The sequence below is a fragment of the Mycobacterium palustre genome (assembly GCF_002101785.1).
In the GTDB taxonomy this organism is placed as follows: Bacteria; Actinomycetota; Actinomycetes; order Mycobacteriales; family Mycobacteriaceae; genus Mycobacterium; species Mycobacterium palustre.
Genome location: NZ_LQPJ01000052.1, coordinates 33,546 through 57,963 on the forward strand (window position 1 = coordinate 33,546; position 24,418 = coordinate 57,963).

Here is a 24,418-nt window from a genome sequence, read left to right on the forward strand (position 1 = left end):
TGACCTAGGGCCTAGGACCGACCATGGCGCAGCGAATCGTCAGCCGGCAGGCTGAAGAGCAAGCCCTCGCCGACTTTTTCGACTCGGCGACCCGCCAGCCGTGTGCACTGGTGATCGAAGGCGACGCGGGTATCGGCAAGACGACACTGTGGCAGGACACGCTGGCGCGGGCCCGTGACCGTGGCTTTCGCGTACTCACCAGCCGCGCCGCCGCCGCCGAATCCGTGCTGGCCTACACCGCGCTGGCAGATCTGGTCAGCGATGTCGACGACCCGATATTGGCGGATCTTCCCGCGCCCCAGCAGGCGGCTTTGGATGCCGCACTGTTGCGCCGCCGAGACGGCACGCGCGACACCGACGCCAGGGCCGTGGCCGCGGCGTTTGTCACCGTCATCGACCGGCTCGCTGCCGAGGTCCCGGTGCTCGTCGCCATCGACGACCTGCAGTGGCTGGACACCTCCAGCGCCAACGTCGTGTCGTTCGCCGCGCGAAGGCTTCCGGTCGGTGCGGCAATGGTATGGACGGTACGCACCGGGGAGGCGGCCCCTCGGCTGCAGCTCGCCAGCCCGGATGCCGTGCGCCGAATCCGGTTGCAGCCATTGACGGTTGGCGAGTTGCACCAAGTCCTGACGTTGCGGTTGGGCGGCTCGCCAACTCGGCCCGCGTTGCTGCGCCTGCACAGCGTCTCGGGCGGAAATCCGTTCTACGCATTGGAATTGGCCCGCGAAATCGGCACCCGACGCGCGAACACCGAATTGGGCTTGCCAGCCAGCCTCAGCGACCTGGTGCGCACCCGGATCGGCCGGGTCGGCACGGGCGCGAAAGACGTGCTGCTGGCGATGTCGTGCGTGCCCGCTCCGACGGTCCAGCTGGTCGCCCAAGTCACCGGCACCGCACCGGATCGCGTTGTGAAGCTGCTCGATGCGGCCGAAGCGCAGGCCGTGGTGGCCTTCGAGGGCAACCGAGTTCAATTCACCCATCCGCTACTGGCCCACGGCGTGTACAGCACCGCAGCCCCCGGGCGCCGACGCGCCATGCACCGCCGCCTGGCCGAACTCGTCACCGAGCCCGAACTTCGGGCACGCCACCTCGCCCTGTCCGATCCCACCGGCGAGCCGCAAACCCTTGAAGCCCTTGACACGGCCGCGGAAATCGCGCGCGGCAGAGGGGCGCCGGCCACCGCTAGCGAACTGCTTGAATTGGCAATGCGGCTCGGTGGCGACACACCCGAGCGCCGAATCCGTTGTGCGGCATTTCATTTCAACGCCGGAAACGCCGCCCAGGCACGCGCCTTGCTCGAGCGAACCATCGAAAAGCCCGCGTCACCTCCGGTGCGGGCGCAGGCGTTGAATCTGCTCGCCGTGATGAGCCAGGTAGAGGTGAGTTTGCTTGACAGCGCAAACTATTTCGAGCGGGCCCTCGGGGAGGCAGGCGACGACCTCGCATTGCGCGTGCAGATTCTGGTCGCCTTGGCCTGGGTGCAGGTCCGTATCGGCCGACTCGCTGCGTCCGCGCGCAGCATCGCCGATGCGGTCACGGGCGCCGAGCGGCTCGGCCACTCGCAACAATTGAGCCAGGCCCTTGGCATGCGCGCCGTGGTGCGCCTGCTGCTCGGCGACGGTTTGGACGAGCGGAACCTGCGGCACGCTTTGGCGCTCGCCGAGCGCGAAACGGCGATCTCGGTGACGTTGCACCCCACATTCCATAGCGCGATGGTCATGGCCTGGACCGGTCAACTCGATGTTGCCCATGGCCAGTACGTGGCCATCAGGCAAAGATGCATCGAGCGTGGCGAGGAAAGCGACTTGGTCTTCGTCTCGTTTCACTGCGTTCTCAACGAGATATGGCGCGCGGACTTTGGCTACGCCGCCCTGATCGCCGAAGACACCTGCGAACGGGCGCGGCAGTTGGAGGGCGCGCTACAGCTGTCGGCGGCGTTGGCCGCCCGAGGGATCGTTTCCGCCTACATCGGGCGCGAACCCGACGCCCGCCGCGACGTCAGCGAGGCGATCGGGCCCATCTCCCGCAGCGGCTCCCGACTTCTGACAGCGTCGACAGTCGCGACATTGGGTTTTCTCGAGGTCTCGCTCGGCAATTATCCGGCGGCGATCGCCGAGCTCGAACCGCTGCTGGGGATCATCAAGGCGGCGCCGGAGGCGACGGAGATCTTCGTCGCCGGATTCCTCCCCGATGCCGTCGAGGCGCTGATCGGCGTTGGCCGCGCCGACGAGGCCGAGCCATTGATCGCCGCCCTGGAGCGCAACGGACGCCGCCTCGATCGCGCCTGGATGCTGGCCGTTGCCCTGCGCGGCCGTGCGATGCAGTTCGCCGCACGCGGCGACCTTGAGGGGGCCAGCGCCACAGCCGAACTCGCGATGGCCGAACACGAGCGCCTGCCGATGCCCTTCGAGCGGGCCCGAACCCAGCTGTTGCTCGGTCAGCTCCAGCGCCGCCAACGCCACCGCGACACCGCCACCGCCACCTTGCGCGAGGCGCAGCAGACCTTCGACCGACTCGGCACTCCCTTGTGGGCCACCCGCGCCGGCGCCGAGCTGGCCCGCGGCACTTCGGGCAGGCGCCGCACCGGAACGCTCACCCCATCCGAACAGCGCGTCGCCGAACTGGCCGTCTCGGGGATGACCAACCGCGAAATCGCCGCCGCACTGTTCATCAGTCCCAAAACCGTCGAGGTCAACCTCAGCCGCAGCTACCAAAAACTGGGGGTCCGGTCGCGCGTGGAGCTATACCGCGCAATCGATACCACGAACCCCGCATTGCCCAAAGAGTAGGAAATCCCTGATATCGACCGACGGTGCGGCCCGATAGCGTGGGGCGATGGACCGCACCGAAGCGCCGCTCGAGCGCTTCCTCGTCGAGTGGTACGGCCCTCGAGCGCACGCTCGTTGCATCAGCGAGACCGCCGGACGCCTCATCGACGGTGCCACGTCCGTCGCGGCGGGCGGCACCCAGATCCGGTTGTTGATGGCGCTGGCGGTGCCCGCCGATGACTACGCGTTCGGCGGCTGGCCCGCGGCCTTCGACTGCTGATTTCGCGGATCTGGCGTCGATGACGCGGTGTGCCTATTGAGGCACCTTTGGAGCGATCTTGCGGGCGAGATCCACCGCCGCGGCGTTGGCCTGGGACGGCGAAAGCCGCAGAACGGCCACCTGCACGGTATTGCTCCTGTTACCGGCGGCGAATTCGACCTGCCCGCCACCCAGATACCGCATGCCGTCGGGCCCGGGGCCGTTCGGCAAGGGAAAGCCCGAAGGTGGCGCGGGGAGCTTGTTGTCGGCAGCCGTGCCGGGGTTGCTGATCGTCAGCGACACCGATTCCTCGGTAGCCGGATTCGTCCACGTGCAATCCCCCATCTGGGCGGTCTTACCCGTCGACACGCCGGTCACGGAGACACCGAGCAGCGACGAAATGTCTTGCGGCGCAACCATCGAGCAAGCGTCGATGCGCGCCGCCCGTTGCGGCGCTGCGCTTTGCGACGCCGCCGGAGCGCCCGCGCCCGTCGCGGGCTCTCCCGACCCGCACCCCGCGACAACGCAGCACAGCGCCGCGGCGGCGGCGAGCAACGCTGCTGGGCGACATACCGGTGCGGCGACGGGCCGGCCCGCCGCCGTTATCGACGCGATGGGTACGCAAAGTTGTTGCTGCACAGCGATTCTCCTCGATGCCGCGAATCTCCACTGGCTCCTCGGTCTTGCCGACGACTCGACGCTACGTCCAGTCGGGCCGCGGGGAAATAAGTGATTCCCCTACAAATTCGCCTCACTCGAGCGCACGCGGCGGCGTCCGCGCCCGGCCGATTACCGGGCCCTGGCCAGCTCCGCGATCGCGTTGACCCGCCGGATCGCCGTGGCGATCTCGTCGGCGAACTCGCGCCGGCGCCGGGCAATGTCCGGGTCCCCGAAGCCGTCGACCAGCTCACGGTGATGGGCGAGCCGCAGCGCGGTCTTGAACAGTTCCATCGAGCGCGACTCGGCGTTGGCGATCCGGCGCTGCAGCTCCCACTGCTTGCCCACCTCGAGGCACTCGGTGAGAAAGGCGTCCTCGTCGAAGGATTCGTCCTCCAGCTCGGCCAGCCGGTCGGCGACGATGTGGTAGGCGTCCAGGAACGGCCGCAGCACCAGGTGCGCCAGCAGCAGATCGGCGCGCTCCAGCAGCCGCCGCACGGCGGCCGCGCTGGCGGCCTTGGTGGTGTCCACGGGGTCGTCCGCCGGCCCGATCAGTTGCACCTCGTCGGCGAGGTCCTTTTCGAACTGCGCGCGGGCGGAGAACAGGAACTCGAACTTCAACAGCTCGCGCAGGCGCAGCGCCTCGTCGCGGACCATGGCCGGCAGCACCGAGCCGTCGGCGGACGTTTCAGCGATCTCGGCGGCGGCCAGCAGCGCCGTCTCGGCGATGCCCCGGTCGACCAGGATGTGGATCGCGGTGTTGCGGTAGAACGCCGCCACCAGGTGCTGGTCGACCCCGGTGCCCCAAACCGGTTCGGTGCCGGCGTCATACACGCTGACCACGCCGGAGGCCACGAGCTGGTGCAGCGTCCAGCGGATCGTCGAGCGATTGGTCAGGTCCGCGGCGCCGGCCACGCTCCAGTTGCGCGCCGCGATGTAGCACGCCAGCGGCCGCACCGTGGCCAGCACCTCGTTGAGCGACAACGAGCGGTCGGCGCCCAGCAGCGCCAGGCTCACCACCGCCGTCGGCGTGACCGGGGTGGCGCGGTTGATGCGGTGCTCGACGTCCAGCGCGATGCGCTCGATCTCGGTCCCGGTTCCCGACTCCTCGGCGCGCAACTCCTCGAGGCGCTTGCGCAGCGGCAGCGGTTCACCGAAGTCGAGATAGGCGCGGCCGAGCCGCTCGCCCTGCTGGCGCGCCAGCCGGATCAGGAAGCGGAAGTCCTCGGGCCGCTTTGTGGCGCCGTAGGCCTCGGTGGTCATTGCCTCCACCTCGTGCAGCTGGTCGTACACGATGGAGGTCGGCACCAAATACACCTCGGGGCCCTCGATTTCGTCGACGGCGTCGGTGATGTAGCGCAGGATGCCGAACACCGGAGGCCGCAGCTTGCCCGTCCTGGTCCGCCCGCCTTCGATCGACCAGGCCAGGTTGGCGTGGTTTTGCACCAGCTGCGCGGCGTAGGCGCGCAACGCGAACCGGTATACGGGGATGTCCTTCGTCTGGCGCCGGATGAAGATGGTGCCGGTGCGCTTGGCCCAGGCGCCCATCGGAAAGAAGTTCAGGTTCGCGCCGCCGAAGGTGAGGGTCGGCGAAACCCGGTTGGCCTGAATGACTTCCGGCAGCAGCATGCCGTCCAGGTAGGAGCGGTGCGAAAAGGCAAAGGCCAGCGTGGCTTTGCGGTCCAGCCTGCGCAGCTGCGCGATTTGGTCCTCGTCGACCAGGATGTCGTAGGCCCGCATCAGCCAGCAGGAAAAGCTGCGCCAGGCCCGGACGGCCCGCTCGTCCAGCGACGGGGCCATCTCGCGCAGGTAGCTCACGGCCTCGGCGCGCACGCTGTCGGGGTCGCGGCCGAGCTCGGCGGCCAGCTTCATCAGCCGCTCGTCATACCACGGTGTCGCCAGCAGCTGGACCACCTCGGGCCGGTCGGTGGGCAACGGCCCGCTCGATCCGGCGACGAAGCCGGTGCGCTGCAACAGCTTTCGCACCCCCATGCGACCGATCTCGCGCGCGGTCCCCGCCAGTCCCCCGCTCACGCCGGCTGCACCGTCGCCGATTCGGACGGCTCGTGAACGTCCGGGTGCAGCTCGTCGGAATAGAGCTCCTCGATCTCGTGGGCGTACTTCGCCATGATCGGTTTGCGCTTGAGCTTCATCGTCAGCGTGATCTCGTCGCCGCCGGGCTCCCACAGCGTCGGCAGGATCCGGAAGCGCTTGATCTGTTCCACCCGAGAAAGTTTGGCGTTGCCCTCGGCCACGCCGGCGGCGATGCGGGCGATCACCTCGGGGTCGGACGCCAGCGCCGCCGGCGAGGAGTCCGCAAGGCCCCGCTGGGCCGCGTACGGGCCGACCGAGTCGGCGTCGAAGACCATCAGCGCGGTGTTGTAGGGCCGCCCGTCGCCGATCGCCATCGCGACGCCCACCATCGGGCACGCCGCCAGGATGGCGTTCTCGATGTTGGCCGGGGACATGTTCTTTCCGGCCGCGTTGATGATCAGCTCCTTCTTGCGGTCGACCACGCACAGGTAGCCGTCCTCATCGATATCGAGGATGTCGCCGGTGTGCAGCCAGCCATCGGCGTCGATCGCCTCCGCGGTCTTCGCCGGCTCCTTGCGGTAGCCCTTCATCACCAGCGGGCCGCGCACCAGAAACTCGCCGTCCTCGGCGACCTTGCCCTCCAACCCGGGAAGCAGCTTGCCGACGGTGCCCAGGCGCGCATCGCGGGGATGGCTGACGCTGGCCACGCAGCTCAGCTCCGACATGCCCCACACCTCGGCGATCGGGATGCCGATGCCGACGAAAAACGCCAGGGTCTCCTTCGGGATGGGCGCCGCGCCGGAAATGGCCCAGCGGAGCTCGGCGAAGCCGAGCCGCTCGCGCAGCTTCGACAGCACCAATTCGTCGGCCCTGGCCCATTCGGCCGCGACGTTGTCGGGCATGGCTTCCCCGGCCAGCTCGGCGTCGGCGCGCTTTGCGGCCACCGACAGCGCCCAGTCCAGCGCCTGCCGCTTGACCTCGTCGGTCTCGTGGCTGACTGTGAATTCGATTGCCGCCTTCAGCTTTTCCCATACCCGGGGCACCGCGCCCCACACGGTCGGGCGCACGTCGGGCAGCGCCGCGGCGATCGCGCGCGCGTCGGAGACGACGGTGACCTGGGTGCCGAACATCTCCTGCAGGTACAAACAGCACATCCGGTCGGCGATGTGCGCCGACGGCAGGAACGACGTGCCGCGGTCGCCGAACCGGATGCCCAAGACGGCGTCGAGGGCGTATCCCTCGAACAGCAGGTGGGCGTGGGTCATCTCCACGCCCTTGGGGTTTCCGGTGGTGCCGGACGTGTAGATCAGGGTGACGATGTCGTCGGGTTGCACCGCCCGCCACGCCGACTCGAAGTCGAAGTCCGCCCGCGCGGCGGCATACAGCTCGTCCAGCGAGATGGTGCCGGGCGGCGAGCCGTCGACGCACACGATGTGCTCGATCGGCGCGCCGCTGGCCCGGATGCGATCGACGTACTGCTCCTCGCAGATCGCGACCTTGGTGCCGGCGTTGCCGAACAGGTACGTCAACTGCTCGGCGGGCAGCGTGTTGTACACGGAAAACGAAGTGGCGCCGAGGTGTTGGGCGCCCACCTCGAGCGGGTAGAACTCGATCCGGTTGGCCATCATCAGCGACACCGTGTCGCCGCGGCGCACCCCCAACCCCGCCAGGCCGGCCGCGACCTTGCGGACCCGCGCCGCGTAGTCGCGCCACGTCAAAGCCTCGGTGCCCCCGGGCGTTCGGAGCGCGACGGCCTCCGGGTCGATCGACGCGGTGCGCTGGAACGCCTCGCACATGGTGGTCGGACGATCGGCTGTCGTCATCTGCGTTCTCCTCGGCGCCGGGTGAGCACTGCCCTTGGTGAGCGTACGTCCGCGGGTGGTGGCGCGGAACACGTCACCGGCATCCGGGCGCCACAACTGCACCGTGCTCGTCACGCCGTCGGGCAGGGATCATGGATGAAAAACGTCCGCGCTCCCCCGAGGTCGACGGGCGGCTCCGCGCGCACGTCGGGATGCTGGCGCCGGACGGCGTCGTACGCGGCGTCGAGGTCGTCGACCTGGAACGGGATGTTGGTGTAGCCCGGCTGCGGCCCGCTCCGGCACTCGGGCGCTCGGGCACGGCGCCCAGCGAGAGCAGCTCGACCATCGCACCACCGATCAGCCCGCCGCCCCCGCTGGGCGGACCCGCCGGTCACCGCGTCCAGCCCGGCCCCGCCGAGTTCGACGTCGGAGACGCCCCCGCGGACACGCGAGAAGTTCTGCGCGGCAATGGATTGTTGCTGGGTCATGGCTTCGCCTTGGGGACGTGGATGCCGCACGTGCAGGCGTCGATCGAGGGACACGTGCAGCGCATGCCCCATTCGATGACGGCCCGGGCGCGGGCCAGTGACTCCATCTGCGCGTCGATCTCGGCGAGCTTGGCCTTCGCCAGGGCGCGGCTGGCCGGCCGCCCCGGCGCGTCGTCGGCGAACAGCATCTGGATCTCCTCGAGCGCGAACCCGGCGGACTTGCACAGGCCGATCACCTCGAGCCGGGCCAGCACCGATTCGTCGTAGCGTCGCTGTCCGCCCACCCGCGCCGGTGCCGCGATCAGGCCGATCTGCTCGTAGTAGCGCAGGGCCGTGGCCGCGACGCCGGCGCGCCGCGAAACCTCGCCGATCGTCAGGCCTGCGGCCATCGGGCCTCCCCGGGATTCGATGCTTGACTTAGAGCTAACTCTAAGTCGTTGACTGGGGGCATGCACAGACATTCGTTCGAGGAACTGCGCGGCGCCCGCTACGCCCTGCTGCGGTCGTTCCGCCCCGACGGCACACCCGTGGACACCCCGGTCTGGTTCGGGCTGGACGGTGACGCGCTGCTGTTGCGCACCAAGGTCGGGCCGAAGACCAGGCGGCTGGCGGCGCGCCCCGACGTCGAACTGACCGCATGCGACTACCGCGGCCGGGTTCGGCCCGGCGCCGCCGCGTCGTGGGTGGCCGGCCGCGCCACCGTCCTGGCGGGGCACGACGCGGAGCGGGCCAACCGCCTGTTGCACCGGCGATACGGCTGGCAGTGGAACATCGTGCCGCTGATCAAGGTCCCCGGCGTGACCAACGTGCACCAGGACCTGTGCGCCCGCGAGAAGCTTCGGCGCGCCCGCGATCGCGGCGTGTGGCCCGACAGCGCCATCGTCCGGGTGGACCTGCCATGACGCAGACGACCGCGCGGCCCGACCCGGTCCGCTCCCCCAGCATTTCCCAATGCTGTTCGGCGGCAGCGGGATTGGCCCGCGGCCTGGTGCGGCCGAGGCGGCCCGACGAGCGGTTCCTCCGCGGCATCGCCGACGCCGGCCTGCCGGATGCCCGCCACACCGTGACGGTCACCGCGCTGCCGCAGGTGCCGCGCCCGGTGCCGACCGCCACCGTCGTCGAGGGGACGTTCGCACCGGCCCGCGTCGAGAATTCGCTGACCTCGTTCGTCGTCGAGCACCCCGAGGCGACGTTCATCGTCGATCCAGCGGTGTGCACGGACGTCCAGCACCGCGCGATCGCCCAGCTTCCCGCGGCGCTGCGGGTCGCGGTGCGCCCGCCCGCCGCCACCATTCCCACCGTCACGGCGCTGAACCGGCTGCCCGAAAGGCCGCGGCTGGATTTCGCCGTGCCCACCCACGCGCACTGGGATCACGTGTCCCGTCGCCCCGGTCGGCGGCGTCCGCGACTCGTTGCGCGACCGGCGGGTCACCGAATACGACCTCGACGGACCGCCGGTGCTGACATTCGCCGCCAGCCATGACCTTTTTGGCGACGGCGCGGTCGTTTTGGTGGATTTGGCGGGCCACACCCCGGGCAGCGTCGGCGTGCTCGCCCACACCCGCCGGGGATGGCTTCTGATCGCCGGCGACGCGGCGTGGCACACGTTGCAGATCGACAAGGTCCGCCAAAAGTCAAGCTATCCAGGCGTTTTCGTCGACGAGGACCGCGACGAAACGTTCCGAACGCTGCATCGCCTGCACCGGGCGCGGCACATCGTGTCGATCATCCCGACGCACGACCATCAGGCGGCACTGCCCCTGCACCGCGAGCGTGCGCGCCTGCACGGCGACACGCCGTAACGCCCGTACATCTGCGCACGCTCGCGGCTAGGTGTCAGTACAGCGGGATCCACACTCCGTCGAACCAGTAGCCCCAGCCCCCGTACTGCCAGTTGAAGATTGGCAGGACGGTGTAGGTGTTGTAGGTGAACGGTGCGAAGTAGCGCTGTCCGTAGCTCGCGTCAACCGGCGGCCCGACCCACGGGCGGTTCCAACCACCGGGAGGCGGCGGCCCGTTCCAGCCACCGGAAGGCGGTGGGCCTTCCCAGTTCGGCGGCGGGTGGCCGGGGGCCGACCCGTCGTTCCAGCCGTAGCCGTTCGGCCGCGGCGGAGGCGGCGGGGGCGGCACTCCCTGACCCCACCCGTAGAAGCCGCCCGGCGCGTCGACCGGACCACCGACTTGCGGTGACCCGCGCAAGATGGGACCGCGCGGCGGATAGTACGGCGGATGCGGGGGCTGATAGTTCGGCGCGTTGAGGATTGGGCGGTCGGTCGGCCGGGGCCCGTTGCCCCACGGCGCCGAGGGCGGCGTCGAACCGGCGCCGCCGTAACCGGGGGCGGAGGTCGGGTTGGGCCCGGGGTTAGTGGTGGTGCAGTTCGGATACCAGCTCGCGCACGAGACCGGTATCGAGGTGGTCGGCCCGGGACCGCTCCACTGCGAGGTCGTCGGCGTCGGACCGCTCCACTGCGACGTCGTGGTCGGACCGCTCCACTGCGACGTCGTCGTCGGACCGCTCCACTGCGAGGTCGTCGTCGGAGCCGGCGTCGTGCTCCGCGGCGGCGCGGTGGTCGGAACCGGCGTCGTGCTCCGCGGCAGCGCGGTCGTCGGCTTGGGACCGGCCCCGGGAACGCTCGACCCGGGCGGCGGCACGGGCCCGGTGCCCCCGTAACCGGGAGCGGGTGTCGGGTTGGGGTTCGGACCGGGGGCGCAGCTCTTTTGCCAGCTGGGGCAGGGGTCCAGCGGCGGGGTGGAGCCGGCGAGCCCCGCGTTGACCCCCGCCACTGACAAGCCCAGGCCCGCGGCGACGCCCGCTGCTGCGGCGAGGTGTTTCATAGACATCGGTTTCGTCCCCTCTCGGGATCCGTGCGCGCAACCCTTAGGGGCAGGTCACGTCCAATTCGAATGGCTTGGTCACCGGTTGCGGCTGCTGCGGGTTGCGCGCATCGGCGCCGGTCGCGGTGCCCTTGATCTGGTATGACTTGCCGCTTGCCGCGGCTCCGGCGGCCCCGCCCTGACCCGGCGCGGCGTCGGAGTAACCGAGCGTGATGCCGTCGACGGTGCCCAGCCCGACCGCGTGAACGATGGGCGGGTTGTCGGTGCTGAGCACCGCGCCGACGCCGTTGGCCGGGTCGCCGATGCCGATGGTGATCTTGTTGTCGCCCGGGTTGCAGGTGACCGGACCGCTGACGTTTTGGCTCTTGCCGTCGACGATGACCTGCGGTCCAGCGGGTGCCGGCGGGTTCGACGCTTGCTTGTTCGACTTGGAACAGCCCGCGCATCCCGCGACCACGACGGCCAAGCCGGCGATGCCGACCACGATTCGATGCTTCACCGCTGTGCTCCTTCGCGTTGCAGTCGTCTTGGAGTCGCCGGCGCGTTACTGCGCGGGGCCCGGAATCTGGTAGGCGCACCTACCGGTCGTGTGTTCGGTGAGCGCGACGCGGTGGCCATCCACCTCGATCGTGCAGTCGTGCGGACCACCGTCTTTGTCGGTGTAGTTCAACGCGAGGTACGGGTTTCCGGTGACCTGCACGGTCTGCGACCAGGGAGTCGAAACCCAGGTCGTAGTGCTCGACGGATAGACCGGGGTTCCGGGGTCGGGGATGACGGAGAACACGTCACCGCCGCCGAGGATCCGGTACACGACGGTGTGTTGCCCCGGATTGGCTTGGGCCGCTGGCAACATCGCCGGGGCCGCCGCGATGGCAACGGTCGCGAACAGACCCGCCGCGGCGCCGCGCCGTAGGGTCGCGGTCGCGCCGCGCCACCCGCCGGTGCCGGTACGCACGAGGCCGCGCAGAGGCGAATTCGTTGACATTGCGTTCCTTTCAAACGCGACCGCACCGGCACGCAGTCGTGCCGATGTGTCGCTCGTCCGTCGTGGTCGATGAGGCGACCGCCGACCGCGCGGTGACTTCAGCAAACGCCCCGCAGGGCCACCGAATCAATTAGGGATTTCCCTACACTTTGGCCGGCCGGATTCGTAAACGTGCGGCCGCCGGATCGGCGGAGTGAGCGCTAGACGCCCAGGCAGCCGGGGCCGAGCAGCTCTTTGAGGTCGCCCATCAGCGCCGGCGAGGGAGTGACCCGCAGCGAGGCGTCCAGCTCGAGGGTGGTGATCCGGTCGCCGCTGATGAGCCGCAGATGCACCTGGGAGGTTCCGGGGTGGCGCGCCAGCACCTGCTTGAGCGCGCTGACCTTGTCGAAGGTGCACTGCCGCGTCGGCATGCTGACCGCCAGCGGCCGGTCCGGTTGGGCGTTGGAAAAGTCCGGCACCACAAGCTCGTTGGCGATCAGGGCGATCCGGTCGTCGCGGATCGCCACCTTGGCGTTGATCAGCACCACCGCGTCGTCGACGATGTCGGCGCCGAACGTGGAATACGCGTGCGGAAAGAACATCACCTCGATGCCGCCGGTGAGGTCTTCCAATTGCGCTGACGCCCAAGGCATCCCGTTCTTGTTGACCCGCCGGTTCACCGACGCCAGGATGCCGCCCACCCGCACCTGGGTGTCGTTGGGGATGTCGCCGTCCAGGATCGCCGGGATCGCGGTGTCGACCTGGGCCGCGAGCAGGTGCGCCACCCGGTTGAGCGGGTGCCCGGACACGTACAGCCCCAGCATCTCGCGTTCCAGGGCGAGCTTGTGCTTGTCCTCCCACTCGTCGTCGGGCACCTTGATGGTGAACACCGCGTCGGGGGCCTCGCCGTCGGAGCCGCCGAACAAATCGAATTGGCCCATCGCCTCGGCCTTCTTGGTGCCCAGCACCGAGTCGACGGCGTCGGTGTGGACCAGAAAGAGCCCCTTGCGGGCGTGGCCCAGCGAATCGAACGCGCCCGCCTTGATCAGCGACTCGGTGACCTTCTTGTTGCAGGCCGAGATGTCGATCTTGTTCAGATAGTCCGAGAAATCGGTGAATTTGCCCTTGGCGTTGCGGGTTTGGATCAGCGAGCTGACCACGTTGGCGCCGACGTTGCGCACCGCGCCCAACCCGTAGCGAATGTCGGGGCCCACCGAGGCGAAGTTCAGCCCCGACTCGTTGACGTCCGGCGGCAGCACGGTGATGCCCAGCTTGCGGCAGTCGGCGAGGTAGACGGCCGCCTTGTCCTTGTCGTCGCCGACGGAGGTGAGCAGCCCGGCCATGTACTCGGCGGGGTAGTTGGCCTTGAGGTAGGCGGTCCAGTAGGAGACCAGGCCGTAGCCCGCGGCATGCGACTTGTTGAAGGCGTAGTCGGCGAACGGAAGGATGGTGTCCCACAACGCCTTGATGGCGCCGGCCGAAAACCCGTTGGCCTTCATGCCGTCGGAGAAACCCTCGAACTCCTTCTCCAGCACCTCGCGCTTCTTTTTGCCCATCGCCTTACGCAGAATGTCGGCTCGGGCCAGCGAGTAGCTCGCCACCTTCTGCGCGATGCGCATGATCTGCTCCTGATACACGATCAGGCCGTAGGTCTCGGCGAGGATCTCGCGCAGCGGTTCCTCGAGCTCGGGGTGGATCGGCTTGATGGCCTGCCGGCCGTTCTTGCGGTCGGCGTAGTCGTTGTGGGCGTTCATGCCCATCGGGCCCGGGCGGTACAGCGCGATGACGGCCACCACGTCCTCGAACCCCGTCGGCTGCATGCGGCGCAGCAGGTCGCGCATCGGCCCGCCGTCGAGCTGGAACACGCCCAGCGTGTCGCCGCGGCCGAGCAGCTCGTAGGTGGCCTTGTCGTCCAGCGGCACCGACTCCAGGTCGAGGTCGATTCCCCTGTTGGCCTTGATGTTTTCGATCGCGTCGCCGATGATCGTCAGGTTGCGCAGGCCCAAGAAGTCCATCTTCAGCAGGCCGATGGCCTCGCAGGACGGGTAGTCCCAGCCGGTGATGATGGCCCCGTCCTGCGGGCGCTTCCACAGTGGGATGGCCTCCGTCAGCGGCTCGCTGCTCATGATCACCGCGCAGGCGTGCACGCCGGCGTTGCGGATCAGGCCCTCCAGCCCGCGCGCCGTCTGGTAGATGGTGCGCACGTCCGGGTCGGTCTCGATCAGGCCGCGGACCTCGGCGGCTTCCTTGTAGCGCTCGTGGCTCGGGTCGGTGATGCCCGACAGCGGAATGTCCTTGGCCATGATCGGCGGCGGCAACGCCTTGGTGATCCGGTCGGCGATGGCGAACCCGGGCTGGCCGTAGTGGATGCGGGCCGAATCCTTTAGCGCCGCTTTGGTTTTGATTGTGCCGAAGGTGATCACCTGGGCCACCCGGTCCTGGCCCCACTTGTCCGCGGCGTAGCGCACCATCTCGCCGCGGCGGCGGTCGTCGAAGTCGATGTCGATGTCGGGCATCGACGTCCGCTCGGGGTTGAGGAACCGCTCGAACAGCAGGCCGTGCGGGATCGGGTCGATGTCGGTGATGCCCAGCGCGTAGGCGACCAGCGATCCGGCCGCCGAGCCCCGCCCCGGCCCGACGCGGATGCCCACCGACCGCGCGTAGTTGATCAGGTCGGCCACGATCAGGAAGTAGGACGGGAACCCCTTGTCGCAGATGACGCCGATCTCGTAGGCCGCCCGCTCGGCGTAACCCGCGGGCGGGCCGTCGGGGAACCGCCGCCGCAGCCCGGCGTCCACCTCGTGCCGCAGCCACGACGCCTGGTCGTGGCCCTCGGGCACCGGGAAGACCGGCATCCGGTCGCGCGGCTCCCACACGTCGGCGTAGGACTGCACCCGCTCGGCGATCAGCAACGTCGAGTCGCACGCGCCGGGCACTTCGTCGTCCCAGATCTGTCGCATCTCGGCGGCCGACTTGAGGTAATAGCCGTCGCCGTCGAATTTGAAGCGGTTGGGGTCCGACAGGGTCTTGCCGGTCTGCACGCACAGCAGCGCCTCGTGGTTGTGGGCGGCGTCGCGCGTGACGTAGTGGCAGTCGTTGGTGGCCAGCGGGCGGATGCCCAGCGTGCGGCCGATCTGGAGCAGCCCCTCGCGAACGCGCCGTTCGATGGTGAGCCCGTGGTCCATCAACTCCAGGAAGTAGTTGTCGGGCCCGACGATCTCGCGCCACTTGGCGGCCGCCTCCAGCGCCTCGCGGTCCTGGCCCAGGCGCAGCCGGGTCTGCACCTCCCCCGACGGGCAGCCGGTGGTGATGATGATGCCCTCGGCGTGCTCGGCGATGAGTTCGGCGTCCATGCGCGCCCACTTGCTCAGCTGGCCCTCGAAGGAGGCCAGCGAGGACAGCTTGAACAGGTTGCGCAGGCCGACGGCGTTCTCGGCCAGCATGGTCAGGTGCGTGTAGGAGCCGCTTCCGGAGACGTCGTCGGCCTTTTGGCTCGGGTCCCCCCAGCTGACCCGGCGCGTGTCGAACCGCGAGCCGGGCGCGATGTAGGCCTCCACCCCGATGATCGGCTTGATCCCGGCCTTGGTCGCGGCGTTGTAGAACTCGCTCGCCCCGAACATGTTCCCGTGGTCGGTCATGCCGACCGCGGGCATGCCCAGCCGTTCGACCTCGGCGAGCATGGGCGTGATCTTCGCCGCACCGTCCAGCATCGAGTACTCGGTGTGGTTATGCAGGTGCACGAAGGACGACTGATTCATAGGGACGCCAGTCTATGACCGGGCACCGACGCAATTCGGCGTGTCGCCGAGTGTGTCTCAAAGTCGGTTGCAAAGCCGCCGCGAAGGCGGCGGTTCGATGGCTAGGACCCAGCCGCCGACCCCTGCGGGGCGCCGTCACCGGGGTCGCGGCGCGAGGCCGGGCCGCTCGCGGTGACGCTGCGCCTGCTGCGGGGCGGCGAGGCCGGTGCCGGGACGGCCCTTAGGGAGGCCGGCACCGCCCGCGCGTGCTCGTGCCACCCGGCCCTTAGGGAGGCCGTCGCCGTCACCGACGAGCTTGGGGACCTGCTGCCCGGGTATCTCGTCATTCCCGGCTCGACCCGGGTGGGCGGTCAGGCACCGAAAGGCCAACTGGTGAAGGACTTTTCAATTGCCTCTCCACTCACGCGGTCGATGGTGCTAGTCGCAGCTTCGACCGCGAACGTCGACGACTTCGGGCGCGGCCGCGCGCGCCCAGCACGACGCTTCGGGCCCACGGGCCGCGCTCGACGGTCCGCCTAGGAGTACAGCTCCACAAACTGCTGCAGCGACTTCTGGACGTCACCCTTGACCGCCCGGGCCGCCGCCGCACCCACCGGACCGAACAGCGGCCGACCTCCCAGCTCGAGCCGAAGACCAAGGGTAGAGCCGTCTTTGGTGGGCCGAACGGTGAGCCGGACGGCGTATTTCGCCCCGCCCTTGCCGGATCCTTCCATCGCGACCTCGTGCGGCGGGTCCCATTTCGTCACCGTCCAGGTCACCCGGTTGCGCAACCCCTTGGACCGCGCCACGCCCACGATCTGCGTGCCCTCGGTGATCTCGTCGGGCAGCTCACTGCGCCACCCCTCGTGCATGACGAGCCAATCACCCAGCTCGGACAGGTCCGACACGTGATCCCACATGTCCTGCGGGGTCATCGGCATGTCGGTGGTCATGTCGACGCAGGCCATGACGCAAACGTAGCCGCCGGTCGTCTTGGCGTGTGAATTCAGGGCTTGGCGTGTGAATTCAGGGCGCTGCGTGTGAGTCCAGGGCTTTGCGTGTGAGTCCAGGGCGCGGATTCGGCCGAATTTCCCGCCACAGGCTCACACCAAAAGCCACAGGCTCACAGTCGCCGCCACAGGCTCACACACAAAAGCCCCCCAAATAAACCGCAAAGAACCTCAGCGGCTGGGCCCCCCGCGGAACCGGTTGCCGATCCGGATGCCCGGCAGCAGCAGGCTGCGCGGCACGAACCGGCCGCCGGTGCTGACGACCTTGGGCACCAGCCCGGGCACCACGCTGCGTTTGCCGGCGAGCATTCCGCCGATGGCCGCCTCGGCCACGTCGTGCGGCGAGACCTGCGCGAGCGGAACGCTGAACCGCTCGGCGTTGGCGATCTCGGCCCACTCGGTCGGGACCGGCCCCGGGCACAGCACCGTGACCGACACGCCCGTGCCGTGCAGCTCCTCGTGCACGGCCTCGGAGAAGGTCTGCACGAACGCCTTGGTGGCCGAATACACCGCCATGTAGGGCATCGGCTGGAACCCGGCGATGGAGGCGATATTCATCACCGACCCAGCGCCGCGCTCGACCATGCCGGGCAGGACGGCGTGAGTGAGCTCCATCAACGCCAGCGCGTTCAGCACCACCTCTTCGCTTTCGCGCTCCCGCGGCAGCGTGTGGAACACCCCGCTGGTGCCGAAACCGGCGCTGTTGCACAGGCCGGCGATCGGTTCGGCGGCCAGCCGGTCCGCCAATTTGGCGCGGGCCTTCTTGTCGCTGAGATCCAGCGGTAGCACCTCCACCGCCACCGAGTGCTCAGCGCCCACCTCGTTGGCGAGTTGGTCGAGGCGCTCGCGGCGCCGCGCGACCAGCAGCAGCGGAAAGCCGCGGCGGGCGAGTCCGCGGGCCAGCTCGGCGCCGATGCCCGAGGAGGCGCCGGTGATGACGACGGTGGTGCCCATGTCGGGTTTCGGCAGGCTCATGGCGTCACCAATGGATTCCGCGAGTGGCCCGCACGAACGTCTCGCTTCGTTTGTCGAAAGGCTTTCCGTCGCTGGCGGATTCGGCACCCTTGGCCGCATCGGAGTCTTCGAACATCTCGAACGCGCGGTTGCGCAGCCGGTCCATGACCGCCGGGTTGACGGCGTCGGCGACGGCCGCGAACTGCCCGAACGGCGAGCTCGCGCGCCGGGGCCGGTGCACGATGGCGTCGGCGATCACACCGGCCGCCTGATCCGGCGTCAGCGCCGGGAACTTGTCGTACATCGTGGTCGGACTGATCATCGGCGTGCGCACCAGCGCCATGTGCACGGTGGTGAATTTGACGTTGTCGTTCACGACCTCGGCCTGCACCGCGTCACAGAGGCTGTCCAGCGCGGCCTTGCTGGCGATGTAGGCGCCGAAGCGCGGCGCGCGCGTCTGCACGCCCACCGAGGAGACGTTGACGATGTGCCCGAAGCGCCGCTCGCGCATGCCCGGAATGAACTTGAGGATGAGCTGGACCGCGCCGAGGTAGTTCAGCTGCATGGTCCGCTGGTAGTCGTGGATGCGGTCGTAGGACAGCTCCAGCGAGCGCCGGATGGACTTCCCCGCGTTATTGATCAGGATGTCCACGCCGCCGAGGTCGTCGAGCACCCGGTCGGCCATCGAGGCGATGGCGTCCATGTCGGTCAGGTCGCAGGGATAGATGTGGGCGGTGCCGCCTTCCCCGCGGACCTCGTCGGCGACCTTCTCGAGGTTCTCTCGGGTGCGGGCGACCAGGACCACCGCGCCACCGGCCTCGGCGATCTTCTTGGCGGCGGCCTCCCCGATGCCCGACGAGCCGCCGGTGATGAGGATCGTCTTGCCCTGCACCGCGTCGCTGAGCGTGCGGCCCTGCACCACGTCGAGCAGATTCCTGAAATAGAACGGCCGGTATCGCCCGGCCGAGTTCGGGGTGTTGATCATGTTGGAGACCGCCGCGATCGGCTTTTCCACCAAGCTCGTCAAGTCGCCAATGAGATTCACCGGTCTCCCCCTCGATGTTCGTCCCCCGTGGACTTTGTGACGTGGGTCATAAAACCTAACCTAGGCCATCGGTGTGGCCACCGGATGCACATTGCGGGCAAGTGAACCGGGCCCGCGCCTCACGCGGCGACCCACCACGCGGTTACGCAAGCGCAATCCGCTTGTTACACACGGCAATCCGTGCGTGACCACGCACTAACTGACAGGCAAACCTCCGGTGTTCCAATCGACGTCATGAAAATCATGGCGCGCTTCCGCAAGCCCGAGCCGGCCACCATCTACGAGCGGATCGGCGGGCACGAGGCCCTCGAAGCCGTGGTGGAAGACTTCTACGTTCGCGTGCTCGCCGACCCGCAACTGTCCGGCTTTTTCGCGGGAACGAACATGAACCGCCTCAAGGGCAAGCAGGTCGAGTTCTTCGCGGCCGCCCTCGGCGGCCCCGAGCCCTACACCGGTGCGCCGATGAAGCAGGTGCACCAGGGCCGCGGCATCACCATGCACCACTTCGGCCTGGTGGCCGGCCATCTGACCGACGCGCTGACCGCCGCCGGCGTGCCGTCCGAGACGGTCACCGAGATCATCGACGCCATCGCTCCGCTGGCGCCCGAGATCGCATCGGCGGAGACCACGACCGTTTGAGCGGCCGCGCGGCCCCGCTTCGGAGAATCGAGTAGTCGACTACTCACGCGTCGTCTCCAAGCCGGGGCAACGATGGCGTCGTGACCGGCATCAACCTCGACACGAGGCCTTCCCGCAGTCGCCCGAACGTCTTCGACGCCGGGCTGCCCACCTTGGCCTACGAGCACCTGGACGATCCCGCGGAGGCGCACCGGCTGATCGCGCAGGCCCGCGAGCGTGGGCCGATCGCGATCGGCGTCCACGGGCCCGAGCTGCTGACCTATGAACTCGTCCGCACCGTGCTGCGCGACCCGCGATTCCGGGTGCCCCGGGGCATGTTCCTTGCCGCCCAAGGCATCACGAGCGGCGCGCTGTGGGACCGATTCGTCACGAACCTGCTCAGCCTCGACGGCGAGGAGCACTACCGCCTGCGCCGGCTCGTCTCCAAAGCCTTCACGCCGCGCGCCAGTGCGCGGCTGGCCGCGACGATCGCCGACGTCATCACCGGCCTGATCGACCGGCACGCGGCCTCGGGGCATTGCGACGTGGTCGGCGACATCGCCCGTCAATTCCCGATCCCGATCATCTGCGCGCTGCTCGGCGCCCCGGCCGAAGACTGGGAACTGTTCTCCGACTGGGCCGACGACATTTTCAAGGTCTTCGACTGGAACGTCGCGGCGCACGAGGCGACCATTTTGGCGGCGTGGGACGAACTCGACGCCTACATCGACGACTTGGTCGCCCGCCGGCGCCTCGACCTGACCGACGACCTCATCTCGGAACTCATCCGCGCCGAGGACCACGGCGACCGCCTCAGCGGCGATGAGCTGCGGATGTTGGTGGCGGGGTTGCTGATGGCCGGCACCGACACCACCCGAAACCAGTTGGCGGCCTCGGTGCACGCGCTGTGCGAGCACCCCGACCAGTGGGCACTGCTGGGCGAGCGTCCCGAACTGGCGCCCAACGCCGTCGAGGAGACGATGCGCCATTCACCGATCGCCGCGGGCGCCCTACGCCTTGCGTTGGAGGACGTCGAACTGGCGGGAGTCATGATTCCCGCCGGCACGCTGGTCATCCCCAACACCGCCGCCGCCAACCGCGACCCGGTGGTGTACGACGACCCGGAGCGGCTGGACATCACGCGCCTGGGGGCGCCCCCCATGCAGACGTTCGGCGCCGGCATGCACTACTGCCTCGGCGCCAACCTGGCCAGGCTCGAACTCGCCGAAGCCCTGGCCATCATGGCGCACCGCATGCCGAACGCCCGGCGGACCGGTCCGGCGCCCTGGAAACCGCTGACCACGCTGAGCGGCCCGATCACCCTGCCCATCGAATTCGACGTTCTCGACGTGCTGGCCTGGTAGGGAAACGTCGCCACGTTCGACCGGCCGTCGGGGCGGCACAATGCAATGCATGCCCCGCACATTCGAAGACCTGGTCTCAGAGGCCGATTCGGTGAACGTCGACGGCTGGGACTTCTCCTGGCTCGACGGCCGCGCGACGGAGGAACGGCCGTCGTGGGGCTACCAGCGGTTGCTGCGCCGCCGCTTGGCGACGGTGTCGGCCGCGCTCGACATCCACACCGGGGGCGGGGAGGTCCTCTCCGGCGCCGGACCGTTCCCGCCCACGATGGCCGCCATCGAGACGTGGCCCCCGAACGCGGCGTTGGCGACCAAGCGCCTGCACCCGCTCGGCGTGGTGCTCGTCGCGACCCGGAACGAGCCGCCGTTGCCGTTCGCCGACGAGGCGTTCGACCTGGTGACCACGCGCCACCCGATCTCGGTGTGGTGGGACGAGATTCGTCGGGTGCTGCGCCCGGGCGGCACCTACTTCGCCCAGCACATCGGGCCCGCGACCATGGGCGAGCTGGTCGAGTTCTTCATCGGCCCGCAGCCCGAAAAGTGGGCCGAATTCCACCCGGACGCCGTGCGCAAGCAGGCGGAGGGCGCCGGCTTTGAGGTCGTCGACCTGCGCATGGAGCGGCTGCGCGCGGAGTTCTTCGACATCGGCGCCGTCGTGTACTTCCTGCGCAAGGTGGTGTGGACGGTGCCGGATTTCACCGTGGAGCGCTATCGGGACCGGCTGCGGGAACTGCACGACCGGATCGAGGCCGACGGGTCGTTCGTCGCGCACCCGACGCGGGTCCTCGTCGACGCCCGCAAGCCGGAGTGATCAGCCCTCGGCGCGCAACACGTCAAGCGCGTGCTGCAGGTCGCGCGGGTAGGGGCTGACGATCTCCATCCGCCTGCCGTCGGCCGGGTGCGCGAAGGACAGCGACCGCGCGTGCAACCATTGCCGTTGCAGCCCAAGCCTTTTCGCCAGCGTCGGATCGGCCCCGTAGACCAGGTCGCCGCAGCACGGGTGGTGCAGCGCCGAGAAGTGCACCCGAATCTGGTGCGTGCGGCCGGTTTCCAGGTGCACGTCGAGCAGGCTGGCGGCCACGAACGCTTCCAGGGTGTCGTAGTGGGTAAGGCTGTGCCGGCCGTCCTTGGTGACGGCGAACTTCCACTCGCCGCCGCGGTGCCGCCCGATCGGCGCGTCGATCGTCCCGCTGGACGGATCGGGATGCCCCTGCACCAGCGCGTGGTAGCGCTTGTCGACGGTGCGGTACTTGAACGCCCGCTTGAGCACGGTGTAGGCGCGTTCGGACAGCGCCACCACCATCACCCCCGAGGTCCCGACGTCGAGGCGGTGCACGATGCCCTGACGCTCGGGCACGCCGGACGTGGTGATGCGGTAGCCCGCGGCGGCCAGGCCGCCGAGCACCGTGGGTCCGGTCCAGCCGACCGAGGCGTGCGCGGCCACCGCCGCCGGTTTGTCGACCGCGACGATGTCGTCGTCGGAGTACAGGATCGTCATGCCCTCGATGTCGATGGGCGTGTTCTGCAGCGGCGGCGGAGCGTCCGGCAACCGCACGTGCAGCCACGCTCCGCCGGTCAGTCGGTCCGACTTGCCCGCCCGGACGCCGTCGAGCTCGACGCCGCCGTCCTCGGCGAGCGCCGCCGCGGCGCTGCGCGACAGGCCCAGCAGGCGCGCCAGCCCGGCGTCGACGCGCATGCCCGCCAGGCCCTCGGGAACGGGCAGCGAACGGTCCGTCAACGCTGGTCGGCCTTCCGCCGCCCCAGATCCGGCTTGCGCCGGCCCACGATGTCAAAGTCGTAGCCGAAGATCGACAGCACGACCAGCAGGATCGCGCCGCCGACCACCGACGGGTCGGCGACGTTGAACACCGGCCACCAGCCCACGGACAGGAAGTCGACGACGTGGCCGCGCAGCGGGCCCGGCGCCCGGAAGAAGCGGTCGACCAGGTTGCCCATCGCCCCGCCCAGGATCATCCCGAGGCCGACCGCCCACCAGGGCGACACCAGCCGCCGCCCCATCCAGACGATGCCGACCACCACACCCGTCGCGATCAGCGTCAGCACCCAGGTGTAGCCGGTGGCCATCGAGAACGCCGCGCCCGAATTGCGCACCAGGGTCCAGGTCACGGTGTCGCCGATGATCGACACCGGCTGGCCCGGCGGCAGCAGCTTGACCGCGAGCACCTTGGTCACGACGTCCAGGGTCAGCACCACCGCCGCGACCGACAGCAGCAGGCGCAACCTGCGTGGTGGCGCGGCGGCCGCCGGCTCGTCCCCGGCCTCTGCCGGCTCGGCCGGTCCTGTTCGTTCCTCGGGCACCCCCCTATCTTCCCCTAATGCGGGCGCTGCCTCGCCGGAGCCCGCCTGGCGAGTGCGCGATGATTCCAGCATGGCCCGCCTCACCGTCATCGCCACCGGGGGAACGATATCGACCGGCAGGGGCGCCGACGGGGTGCGCCGGCCCGCCTACAGCGGGGCGGACCTGACGGCCGGCCTCGACGTCGACGTCGTCGACCTGCTCGCACTGGACAGCTCCCAGCTGACGCCGGCCGATTGGGACCGCATCCGCGGCGCCGTGCGGGCCGCGATCGACGGCGGAGCCGACGGCGTCGTCGTCACCCACGGCACCGACACCATGGAAGAGACCGCGCTGTGGCTCGACCTCACGCACGCCGGCGACGTTCCGGTCGTGCTCACCGGCGCCATGCGCAGCGCCGACGCCCCCGACGCCGACGGCCCCACAAACCTGCGCGACGCGCTGGCGGTGGCGGCCAGCCCGGCCGCCCGCGGCCTGGGGGTGTTGGTGTGTTTCGCCGGCCGGGTGCTGCAGCCGTTGGGCATGCACAAGGTGGCCACCGAGGACCTGAGCGGCTTCGCCGGTGAGCTGGTCGGCACGTCGCGCGGCGGCGAGGCGGCGCTGACCGGCGCCAAGACGCGGCCCTACCTCGGCGATCTGGGCGCCGCGGGCGCCCCGCGCGTCGACATCGTCGCGGCGTACCTGGGCAGCGACGCGGTGGCCATGGACGCCTGTGTGCGCGCCGGCGCGCGGGCGTTGGTGCTCGAGGCGTTGGGTTCGGGCAACGCCGGCGACGCCGTGGTCGACGGGGTGCGCCGCCATTGCCGCGACGGCGTCGTCGTTGCGGTGTCCACCCGGGTGCCCGGCGGGCGGGTCGGCGCGGGCTACGGTCCCGGACACGCGATGGCGGCCGCCGGCGCGGTGATGGTGCCGCGGCTGCGGCCGCCTCAGGCCCGGGTGCTGCTGATGGCCGCACTGGCCGCGGGGTTACCGGTCGCCGACGTCATCGGCCGCTGGGGCTAGACCTGACGGCGGGGCGGTGGCCTGTAGGGCGCCGACGTAGCCCGGCCAGTCCAGCGAGTCGACCGGGTTGGCGCCGGCCAGGTCGGCGGTGTCCGCGGGAAAGGTCCGCGCCTGGCCGGGACCCGAACCGCGGGTCTCGAACCGCACCGTCACCACGCCGTGGCCCGCGCCCTGCACCCAGCCGTGCCCGAATTCGCGGTGCGTGACGTCGTCGCCGACCCGCCACGGCGACGACCCTTGCGCCGGCGCGAACATGACCTCGGTCGCGCTCTCGACGGGCTGCTCGTCGGATACCTCCCCGGCCAGCTCCAGGTCCGGAAACAGCGACTCCTGACGCACGTCGCTCAGGCCCGAAAACCCCACGCCCAGAAGGCGAATCGGCCCGATGTCGCGCGGGTCCAGCAGCAGCCGGCGGGCCACCGCGACCAGCGCGCCGGCCTCGGTGGTCGCGTACGGCAGGGTCGCCGAGCGGGTCAGCGTGCTCATGTCGGCCCTACCTTTCGGACTGTCGGTTGATGGTTCGGGCCAGGAGTGCGGGATGATCAGCCGGTGCTGGTGAGGCAGGTA

The 24,418-nt window shown here is 69.6% G+C and carries 24 protein-coding genes; 9 read left to right on the top strand and 15 right to left on the bottom strand.

What is annotated here, in order from left to right; genetic code table 11:
* The first annotated feature begins 23 nt into the window (after positions 1-23).
* Together AWC19_RS03975 and AWC19_RS03980 are read left to right on the top strand one after the other, a co-directional pair.
* Positions 24-2,789 carry a helix-turn-helix transcriptional regulator gene (locus AWC19_RS03975; protein ID WP_085076787.1) on the top strand — a complete coding sequence of 922 codons (2,766 nt, stop codon included), beginning with the start codon at positions 24-26 and terminating at the stop codon, positions 2,787-2,789.
* 46 nt (positions 2,790-2,835) lie between these two features.
* Positions 2,836-3,048, top strand: coding sequence for a hypothetical protein (locus AWC19_RS03980; RefSeq protein WP_085076788.1), 213 nt, complete (start codon positions 2,836-2,838; stop codon positions 3,046-3,048).
* A 33-nt stretch (positions 3,049-3,081) separates the two neighbouring features.
* Here the strand turns inward: AWC19_RS03980 and AWC19_RS03985 are convergent, their stop codons facing one another.
* The 5 genes from AWC19_RS03985 to AWC19_RS04005 all read right to left on the bottom strand — a co-directional run bounded on the left by AWC19_RS03985 (position 3,082) and on the right by AWC19_RS04005 (position 8,397).
* Positions 3,082-3,582, bottom strand: a complete 501-nt coding sequence (locus AWC19_RS03985; RefSeq protein ID WP_142280965.1) for a hypothetical protein — start codon at positions 3,580-3,582, stop codon at positions 3,082-3,084.
* A gap of 234 nt (positions 3,583-3,816) precedes the next feature.
* On the bottom strand, positions 3,817-5,718 hold the full coding sequence (locus AWC19_RS03990; RefSeq protein ID WP_085076790.1) for a lysophospholipid acyltransferase: 1,902 nt from the start codon (positions 5,716-5,718) through the stop codon (positions 3,817-3,819).
* Entirely contained in the window at positions 5,715-7,541 is a 1,827-nt protein-coding gene (gene fadD11, locus AWC19_RS03995; protein WP_085076811.1) for a fatty acid--CoA ligase FadD11, read from the bottom strand. The genes AWC19_RS03990 and fadD11 overlap by 4 nt, the downstream gene beginning before the upstream one ends.
* Positions 7,542-7,651: 110 nt before the next feature.
* Positions 7,652-8,008 (bottom strand): VOC family protein, encoded by a 357-nt coding sequence (locus tag AWC19_RS04000; protein WP_245848707.1) that lies wholly within the window; start codon positions 8,006-8,008, stop codon positions 7,652-7,654.
* Positions 8,005-8,397, bottom strand: coding sequence for a MerR family transcriptional regulator (locus AWC19_RS04005; RefSeq protein ID WP_085076791.1), 393 nt, complete (start codon positions 8,395-8,397; stop codon positions 8,005-8,007). Before AWC19_RS04005 ends, AWC19_RS04000 begins: the two co-directional genes overlap by 4 nt.
* 60 nt (positions 8,398-8,457) lie before the next feature.
* On the opposite strand from AWC19_RS04005, the gene AWC19_RS04010 reads away from it, so the two are divergent.
* Genes AWC19_RS04010 through AWC19_RS30335 form a run of 3 tightly spaced genes read left to right on the top strand, consistent with a single transcriptional unit; the run spans position 8,458 to position 9,810 of the window.
* On the top strand, positions 8,458-8,910 hold the full coding sequence (locus tag AWC19_RS04010) for a PPOX class F420-dependent oxidoreductase (protein WP_085076792.1): 453 nt from the start codon (positions 8,458-8,460) through the stop codon (positions 8,908-8,910).
* Positions 8,907-9,491, top strand: a complete 585-nt coding sequence (locus AWC19_RS30330; protein ID WP_245848709.1) for an MBL fold metallo-hydrolase — start codon at positions 8,907-8,909, stop codon at positions 9,489-9,491. The genes AWC19_RS04010 and AWC19_RS30330 overlap by 4 nt, the downstream gene beginning before the upstream one ends.
* Complete coding sequence (locus AWC19_RS30335; protein ID WP_245848711.1) at positions 9,466-9,810, top strand: MBL fold metallo-hydrolase; 345 nt, start codon at positions 9,466-9,468, stop codon at positions 9,808-9,810. The genes AWC19_RS30330 and AWC19_RS30335 overlap by 26 nt, the downstream gene beginning before the upstream one ends.
* Before the next feature lie 34 nt (positions 9,811-9,844).
* On the opposite strand, the gene AWC19_RS30340 is transcribed toward AWC19_RS30335, so the two are convergent.
* The 7 genes from AWC19_RS30340 to AWC19_RS04055 form a co-directional block, all read right to left on the bottom strand.
* Positions 9,845-10,849, bottom strand: a complete 1,005-nt coding sequence (locus AWC19_RS30340) for an MAP_0585 family protein (RefSeq protein ID WP_245848713.1) — start codon at positions 10,847-10,849, stop codon at positions 9,845-9,847.
* 37 nt (positions 10,850-10,886) lie between these two features.
* A complete protein-coding gene (locus tag AWC19_RS04025; protein WP_085076793.1) occupies positions 10,887-11,342 on the bottom strand; it encodes a lipoprotein LpqH in 456 nt (151 codons plus the stop codon).
* A 45-nt stretch (positions 11,343-11,387) separates the two neighbouring features.
* Entirely contained in the window at positions 11,388-11,828 is a 441-nt protein-coding gene (locus AWC19_RS04030; protein WP_142280966.1) for a hypothetical protein, read from the bottom strand.
* Between the two features lie 200 nt (positions 11,829-12,028).
* Positions 12,029-15,565, bottom strand: coding sequence for a DNA polymerase III subunit alpha (gene dnaE, locus AWC19_RS04035; protein WP_085076795.1), 3,537 nt, complete (start codon positions 15,563-15,565; stop codon positions 12,029-12,031).
* Between the two features lie 515 nt (positions 15,566-16,080).
* Positions 16,081-16,512: a type II toxin-antitoxin system Rv0910 family toxin gene (locus tag AWC19_RS04045; RefSeq protein ID WP_085076797.1), complete on the bottom strand. Its 432-nt coding sequence runs from the start codon at positions 16,510-16,512 to the stop codon at positions 16,081-16,083.
* A 213-nt stretch (positions 16,513-16,725) separates the two neighbouring features.
* A complete protein-coding gene (locus AWC19_RS04050; protein WP_085076798.1) occupies positions 16,726-17,529 on the bottom strand; it encodes an SDR family NAD(P)-dependent oxidoreductase in 804 nt (267 codons plus the stop codon).
* 4 nt (positions 17,530-17,533) lie between these two features.
* Positions 17,534-18,553, bottom strand: a complete 1,020-nt coding sequence (locus AWC19_RS04055) for an SDR family NAD(P)-dependent oxidoreductase (protein WP_142280967.1) — start codon at positions 18,551-18,553, stop codon at positions 17,534-17,536.
* A gap of 234 nt (positions 18,554-18,787) precedes the next feature.
* Here AWC19_RS04055 and AWC19_RS04060 point away from each other — a divergent pair, with 234 nt between their 5' ends.
* The 3 genes from AWC19_RS04060 (at position 18,788) to AWC19_RS04070 (ending at position 21,343) form a co-directional block, all read left to right on the top strand.
* Positions 18,788-19,192, top strand: a complete 405-nt coding sequence (locus AWC19_RS04060; RefSeq protein WP_085076799.1) for a group I truncated hemoglobin — start codon at positions 18,788-18,790, stop codon at positions 19,190-19,192.
* Between the two features lie 89 nt (positions 19,193-19,281).
* Positions 19,282-20,535, top strand: a complete 1,254-nt coding sequence (locus tag AWC19_RS04065) for a cytochrome P450 (protein WP_085076814.1) — start codon at positions 19,282-19,284, stop codon at positions 20,533-20,535.
* A 49-nt stretch (positions 20,536-20,584) separates the two neighbouring features.
* On the top strand, positions 20,585-21,343 hold the full coding sequence (locus tag AWC19_RS04070) for a class I SAM-dependent methyltransferase (protein ID WP_085076800.1): 759 nt from the start codon (positions 20,585-20,587) through the stop codon (positions 21,341-21,343).
* On the opposite strand, the gene AWC19_RS04075 is transcribed toward AWC19_RS04070, so the two are convergent.
* On the bottom strand, positions 21,344-22,270 hold the full coding sequence (locus AWC19_RS04075; RefSeq protein ID WP_085076801.1) for an RluA family pseudouridine synthase: 927 nt from the start codon (positions 22,268-22,270) through the stop codon (positions 21,344-21,346).
* Positions 22,267-22,851 (bottom strand): signal peptidase II, encoded by a 585-nt coding sequence (gene lspA, locus AWC19_RS04080; RefSeq protein ID WP_085076802.1) that lies wholly within the window; start codon positions 22,849-22,851, stop codon positions 22,267-22,269. The genes AWC19_RS04075 and lspA overlap by 4 nt, the downstream gene beginning before the upstream one ends.
* Positions 22,852-22,921: 70 nt before the next feature.
* Here lspA and AWC19_RS04085 point away from each other — a divergent pair, with 70 nt between their 5' ends.
* Positions 22,922-23,851, top strand: a complete 930-nt coding sequence (locus AWC19_RS04085; protein ID WP_085076815.1) for an asparaginase — start codon at positions 22,922-22,924, stop codon at positions 23,849-23,851.
* Here AWC19_RS04085 and AWC19_RS04090 read toward each other — a convergent pair.
* On the bottom strand, positions 23,816-24,418 hold a 603-nt coding region (locus AWC19_RS04090), incomplete at its 5' end, for a DinB/UmuC family translesion DNA polymerase (RefSeq protein ID WP_483869930.1). The two genes, AWC19_RS04085 and AWC19_RS04090, sit on opposite strands and share 36 nt — an antisense overlap.